Annotated in this window: 7 protein-coding genes; 2 read left to right on the forward strand and 5 right to left on the reverse strand. The window is 69.4% G+C overall.

Features of this window, described 5'->3' with window-relative positions:
* Positions 1-10 precede the first annotated feature (10 nt).
* The gene (locus C3E87_RS11270; protein WP_076062866.1) at positions 11-367 is read right to left on the reverse strand and encodes an ArsC/Spx/MgsR family protein; all 357 of its coding nucleotides are present in this window, start codon (positions 365-367) and stop codon (positions 11-13) included.
* Positions 368-492: 125 nt separating this feature from the next.
* Between C3E87_RS11270 and C3E87_RS11275 the strand changes: the two genes are divergently transcribed.
* Positions 493-1,083, forward strand: a complete 591-nt coding sequence (locus C3E87_RS11275) for a hypothetical protein (protein WP_143571009.1) — start codon at positions 493-495, stop codon at positions 1,081-1,083.
* Here the strand turns inward: C3E87_RS11275 and C3E87_RS11280 are convergent.
* From C3E87_RS11280 to C3E87_RS11290, 3 genes are all read right to left on the reverse strand, one after another.
* Positions 1,080-1,673, reverse strand: coding sequence for a DUF4126 domain-containing protein (locus C3E87_RS11280; RefSeq protein WP_076062872.1), 594 nt, complete (start codon positions 1,671-1,673; stop codon positions 1,080-1,082). The genes C3E87_RS11275 and C3E87_RS11280 overlap by 4 nt on opposite strands.
* Positions 1,674-1,747: 74 nt before the next feature.
* A complete protein-coding gene (locus tag C3E87_RS11285; protein WP_076062874.1) occupies positions 1,748-2,722 on the reverse strand; it encodes a diacylglycerol kinase family protein in 975 nt (324 codons plus the stop codon).
* Between the two features lie 50 nt (positions 2,723-2,772).
* A complete protein-coding gene (locus C3E87_RS11290; protein ID WP_076062876.1) occupies positions 2,773-5,157 on the reverse strand; it encodes an alpha-amylase family glycosyl hydrolase in 2,385 nt (794 codons plus the stop codon).
* 61 nt (positions 5,158-5,218) lie between these two features.
* Between C3E87_RS11290 and C3E87_RS11295 the strand changes: the two genes are divergently transcribed.
* On the forward strand, positions 5,219-5,857 hold the full coding sequence (locus tag C3E87_RS11295) for an HAD-IA family hydrolase (protein WP_076062878.1): 639 nt from the start codon (positions 5,219-5,221) through the stop codon (positions 5,855-5,857).
* Here the strand turns inward: C3E87_RS11295 and C3E87_RS11300 are convergent.
* On the reverse strand, positions 5,854-6,287 hold a 434-nt coding region (locus C3E87_RS11300), incomplete at its 5' end, for a hypothetical protein (RefSeq protein ID WP_198928296.1). The genes C3E87_RS11295 and C3E87_RS11300 overlap by 4 nt on opposite strands.

The raw sequence follows: 6,287 nt of genomic DNA on the forward strand, positions 1-6,287 counted from the left end.
GGCAGCCGGCTCAGTCCGCGAGGAACGGCGCGACGGTGGCCTTGGGGCGCCCGATGATCGCGCGGTCGCCGCGGATCAGCACGGGGCGTTGCGCCATTTCCGGGTGCTCGGCGAGCACCTTGGCCACCTGCTCAGCGGTGCGGACGTCGTCGTCGGACAAGGTGCTGCGGTTGAAGTTGGCGTCGCGGCGGACCAGGTCTGTGGGGTGGGCGTCGAGCTTGGCGATCACGTCGAGCCACTCCTCCTCGGTGAGCGGCACCTTGACGTAGTTGCGCACGGTGAGCGCGAACGGCGAGGCCTCTGCCGCCTCGAGCGCGGCGCGCGACGTGGAGCAGCGCGGGTTGTGGAGGATGGTCAGCTCTGACATGGTCGCCCCTTCTCTCTGGTCACCGCCAACCTACCGCCCGCCCGTGACAAGCCCCGGGATAACAATCCGGTTGCTGTTGCCCGCGGCACCGGTCCGGCCGGAGCCCACGGCGCCAGACTTGGGGGATGAGGACACGGTCAATGCTGATGGTGCTGCTGCTGCTCGCCGGGATCGGCGTCGTGAGCTGGCAGCAGGCCCCGCGCGCCGCCGCGTGCAGTTGCGTGGCGCAGTCGGTCACCGAACACGCCGAGAGCGCGGATCTCGTCGCCGAGGGCATCGTGGTGGGCGTGGACCGGCCCGAGAACCCGCAGAGCTCCATGGACGACGCGACCTACACCGTCGAACTCACCCGCTTGTGGAAGGGCCCGGAGGCCCCGCAGGTGGCCGTCCTCTCCCCGGTCAGCGGCGCGAGCTGCGGCCTGGAGGGCCTCTCCGAGGGCATGACCATCGCGCTGTTCTCCCGCGACGACAACGGCGTGTGGCGCTCGGACCTCTGCGACGGCACCGGCCCCATGAACGACGCCATGGCGGCGGAACTGACCACCGCGAAGGGCGAGCCGAGGGTGCTCACCCCGTCGGCCGACTCCTCGACTGCGCCCTCCCCCGGCCCCGACAACGGCAGCCCGGCGGTCCTCTACACGGCGCTGGGGGTGGCAGCGGTCGCGTTGCTGGCGCTGGTCGTGCTCGGTTGGGTGCGCCGCCGTCGATCCGACTAGACGGCCGCCGGCGGTGCGGTCCAGCGCTGCTTGAGCCAGCGCCACCCGCGTCGGATCCTGGCCATCATCGCCAACGCGAGCCAGATCATCAGGGCCAGCAGGACCGCGGCGACGACCGCCGCCAGGACGGGGAACAGCACGGCGAGGGTGGTGACGCCGACCACCCCGATGTCGCCGGCGACCGAGGCCGTCACGTTCGAGACCGGCTCCGGTGAGCTGTTGACGGCCAGCCGGATCCCCGCCTTCGAGAGGTGGCTGAGCAGGGCGGTGACGCCGCCGACGGCGGCGAGCGAGATGGTGAGGAGGTCGCCGTTGGCGCCCGCGATCAGGGCGCCGATCACCGCGCCCGCCACCGGGCGGATGACGGTGGAGGGCACGTCCCAGACCGAATCGATGACCGGTACCTTGTCGGCGACCAGTTCCACCAGCGCGAGGATGCCCATGACGATCAGGACGTCGGTGCGCTGGAAACCCTCAGGGACACCGCCGGTGTTCAGGAAGCGCCCGAGGATGCCGAGGATGAACACCGTGGCATACGCGTTGATGCCCGAGGCCCAGCCCGAGGCGAAGGTCATTGGCAGCAGTTCCATGCGTTGAAGTATGCGGCGCGGGCACGGTCAGCAACAGGTCTGCAGGCCGGGATCAGGGGGAAATGGGGGCCGGCTCACTCCTCTTCGGGGGTCCAGTCGGCCGGCATCTGGACGAGCAGCCCACCGTCCTCCACCTGCACCAGGAGCGAGGTGATCTCGCCGAAGTGGTCGCCGTCGAGTTCGATCTCCTCCGGCCGGTGGAAGGTGATCTCGATCTCGCGGCACTGCTGGTAGTTCAGCTCGCGGCTGCGGTCGCGCTGCTTGCGGACGAATTCGCTGCGGGTGCGGTGCAGGATGGCGTTGTCCACCAGCACCTTCCAGGCGACCCTGGGCCAGCCGAAGACACCTCGGGGAAGGACCCCGACCACGTCGAGCACCCCGTCGTCGACGGCCGCGTCCGGCAGCAACAGCACGTTGCCTCCGATGGAACCGCAGTTGCCGATCAGGATGGTGTGCAGCCGGGCGCGCTCGGGTTCGGATTCGTCGAGCCGGTACGTGAGCCGCATGCGGTGGTTGCGGAACACCGCCTCGACGCCGGCCTTGACGTAGGCGAGCATGCCCACGCGCTTCTTCAACTTCTCGTCGGTGGTCGACATGATCTGCGCGTCGAGCCCCACCCCCGCGGCCACGAGGAACACGCGTTCCTCGGTGTCGCCGTTGGGGCGGACCCAGTGGGCGATGCCGAGGTCCACCTTGCGGGGCTTTCCGTTGAAGGCCGCGTCGACGGACTCCGGCAGATTGTCGAGGGTGAGGTCCAGGTTGCGGGCGAGCAGGTTGCCCGTGCCCTGCGGCGCGAGCGCCAGCGGCACCTTGCTGCCGCGCAGCCCCTCGGCGACGCAGCGGATGGTGCCGTCGCCGCCCACGCCGAGTACCACGTCCACGCCCTTCTCGACGGCCTCCCGCGCCATCCCGACCCCGGGGTCGTCCTCCTCGGTCTCCAACCAGAGGACCTCCCCCCAGCCCGCTTCGGCGCGCGCCGGCTCGACAACCGCCTCGAGGTCGGCGCGGTCGATCTTGGTGGGGTTGAAGATCACGGCGAGAGTGCTCATGTCCCTAGTGTGGCCCTTCCCGGGGCGGCTGGGGTCGATCGGCCACGGCCTCAGTCCTCCCACACCGGCACGTCGCGGGGCTCGAGGACGCCCTCCTGAAGCACCACGATGGCCCAGGGCTCCACCGTGGTGGCCCCGTCCACGATCATGCCCTCGCCCTCCTGCCAGTAGTTGTGCGCGGGCTCGGCCCACGACGCGGTGTCGATGAGGCGGCGCAGCACGCACCCCTCGGCGGGCACCGGCAACGTGAACTCGATGGGGTGCTCGGCCATGTTGAGCAGCACCCAGAAGTCGTCGCCGGGGTTGTTGATGCGCACCGCCACCGCCCGGTGGCCCTCCTCCGGGTAACCGTCGCCCGTCGGCGTGGAGAACAGGTAACTGACGTCCCTGTTGTCGGGGATGAGGTCACCCCAGTGGGTCTGCTGCAGCGACTCGTGACGCTGCCGGAGATTGGCGATGAAGGTGGCGAACCGGAACAGCGAGTTGGCATCGTCCTGGTTGTCGAAGCGCCCAAAGTTGTCGTGGTAGGCCGCGTCGACGCCTGCCTCGACGTCGACGAGGTGGGGCGCCGCCGTCGGGATCATGGCGTAGTTGTTCAGCATGGCCAGCGAGTCGAGCTCCCAGGGGTTGTTGTTTCCGTTCTGGGTGCGGCCGAACTCGTCGCCGGCCACCACCATGGGTACCCCGCGGGAGAAGAACAGGATGGTCCACAGGTTGCGCACCCGCTGGCGGCGCAGCGCCTGGGAGCCACCCGAATCCCAGGACAGGTTGTTGTCGGAGCCGCCGTCGGAGGGCCCGAACGGGTACGGCTGGTCGTTGTTCTTCTCCTGGTAGCTGACGAGGTCCACCATGTTGAAGCCGTCGTGCGCATCGACGAAGTTGATGGACTTCTGGGCGCCACCCGAATCATGGAAGTGGTGGTAGTCGCCGTTCATCATGTCGAGGAAGTCACGCATGTTGGCGTCGCCCTTGCTGAAGCGGCGGACCGCGTCGCGGTACCGGCCGTTCCATTCGCCCCAGCCGCGCGGGAAGTTGCCCACCTCGTAACCCCACAGGTCCCACGCCTCCGCGATGACCTCGATGTGCTCGCTGGCGGCGAAGTCGGCGATCGCCACCAGCAACGGGTGGTCCGTGAAGAACCGCCTCTGGTTGGCCCAGTCCTCCGGGTGCGCCTCGTCGGGCTTGCGGCCCAGCACGGTGGCCAGGTCAAAGCGGAACCCGTCGACGCCCATGTCCGTGGTCCAGTAACGCAGCGAGTCCAGCACCAGCTGGCAGGCGGCGTCCGACGAGAAGTTGAGCTGGTTGGAGGTGCCGGTGGCTCCGTCGACCAGCACGTAATCCGCGGTCATCTGGTAGTAGTCGGCCGTGGCGAAGCCGCCCAGCGAGGTGAAACCGGTGCTGTTGACGTCGCCGTCCCAGTTGCCGCCCTCCGCCGTGTGGTTGTAGACCACGTCGAGGTAGACCTCCATGCCGACGGAGTGGAAGGCGGAGACCATCTCCTTGAACTCGCGAGTGGGGCCGCCGTAGCTCTGGTCCGACGCGTAGCCGCGGTGGGGGGCGAAGTAGCTCAGCGTCATGTAGCCCCAGGCGTTGGTGTAGCCGCGGCGCGCGGATTCAGACGCGTTGGTCTGCTGCAACGGGAGCAGTTCGACGGTGGTGAAGCCGAGCGCCTTCAGGTAGGGCGCCATCAAGCCGGCGCCCTTGTAGGTGCCGCGGAACTCGTCTGGGATGCTGTCGACGCCTTCGTAGCCGGGCTCGTCCTTCAGCAGTTCGCCCAGACGGCAGACGGACGGGTGCCCGGTGAGCTGCGGCACCGAGACCTCGTAGATGGACGACTTCTCGGCGGGTAGATGGGGCTTTGCGGCGATGGGCGTGTAATCGGTGATCACGATGCCCTTCGGGGCCTGGCGGGCGGTGTCGACCGAGCGCCGCGTGGGCAGCGGTTCCTCGGGCGCGACGTCCTCGGCCGCCGGGGTGGGATCCACCTCCGCCGCGCCGGTGCCGAACACCTCATCGTTGCCGTGCTCGAGGATGCTGTCGGAGAAGACGTTGTGGCTGATCTCGCGCGCATAGGGGTCGAACAGCACCTTGTTCGGGTTGAACCGGTTGCCGTCCTCGTCCATGTCCGCCTCGAAGCCCTCCTCCGTGCCGGGCTCCCAGGTGTCGACGTAGGGCCAGTTCCGGCCCCAGACCCGGTAGCCGTACAGCGCACCGAGGGGGAGACCCTGAATGTTGGCGCGCCAGATCCCATCCGGCCCCTGGGCGGGGAGGAAGGTGTGGGACGCGTCGGCGCCCAGCGCCTCCGGGTAGATCTCCAGTTGGACGCGGGTGGCGGCCGGGGCGTGGACGGCGAACGTGATGCCTTCTGCGGAAGGGCTTGCTCCGAGCGGCCAGTCCGCGGTCGGCCAGCCGGGTTCGTCGAGTGCGATGATCATCTCTCGATTGTGACAAACCCGGGGGTCGCCTGGTGCGTGCACCTTTACGCTGAGAGACGTGATGCATGTTTTCTGGGACCTGGGCGGGACGCTCGTCGACACCTACCCGGCGCTCGACGCGGCCTTGGCCGGCGTGGTGCGCGACCACGGTTTCGAGCTGACGGATTCAGAGGTGGCGGTGCTGACGCGTAGGTCGACGGGGGAGGCCATCGCCGCGCTGAGCGGACGCTTCGACCTGCCGGAATCGGAGTTCGAGGACGTCGAGGCCGCTCTGAAGCAGCGGTGGAAGTCGGCTCCCCCGCCCGCCATGCCCGGCGCCCGCGAACTCCTGCGCGATGTCACCGCAGCGGGCGGCCTCAACCTCGTCGTGACGCACCGTGACCGCAGTTCCGCCCAGACGCTGCTCGACGGGCTGGGCCTCGTCGTCGACGACCTCATCTCCACCTCCGACGGTCACCCACGCAAGCCCAACCCCCAGATGTACCGGGTGATGATGGAGCGGCACGGGCTGGACCCGGCGGACTGTCTGAGCGTGGGCGACCGGCCGATCGACGCGGAAGCCGCCATGGCGGCGGGGATGACGGCGGCCACGGTGGAGTCGCCTGCTGCTCCCGTCGACGACGCCGCCGAGCACTCAGTCGCCCACCTGGACGACCTGCGCCCGCTCCTGGGCCTCGATTCTCGGCCGCACGGGACCTAGAGGAAGTCGTCCCAGCTGTCGACCTGGTCCTTCAACCGCTCGTAGAGCCCCTCGAACTGATCCTTCTGACCGGAATCGCTGAGGGCCTGGTCCACTGCGGAGATGGCGTCGCTGGCCAGTTGTTCGTCGCCGCTGCGGAGCGCGCTGGAGAGGTCGCGCAGGCCGGCGTCGACGGCCTTGCGCGCGTCGTTGTCGAGGTTGCCGCCCGTGAAGGCTTCACGTACGGCGGTGCTGAGCTCATCGGCCGCCGCCTGAGCCGACTGCGCGGCCCCCTCGATGTCGCCCTGGTCTGGCGGCGGAGGCGCCTGGGTGGCAGGGGGTGCGGTCTCCACGGGCGGTGCCGTCTGCGGCGGGGGCGCCTGAGTGGTGACCGGCGCCGTGGTGGCGGGCGCAGCCGTCGTCGTCGCGGGGGCGGGCGAAGGGCTGGGGC

This window comes from Tessaracoccus sp. ZS01 (assembly GCF_022342445.1).
In the GTDB taxonomy this organism is placed as follows: Bacteria; Actinomycetota; Actinomycetes; order Propionibacteriales; family Propionibacteriaceae; genus Arachnia.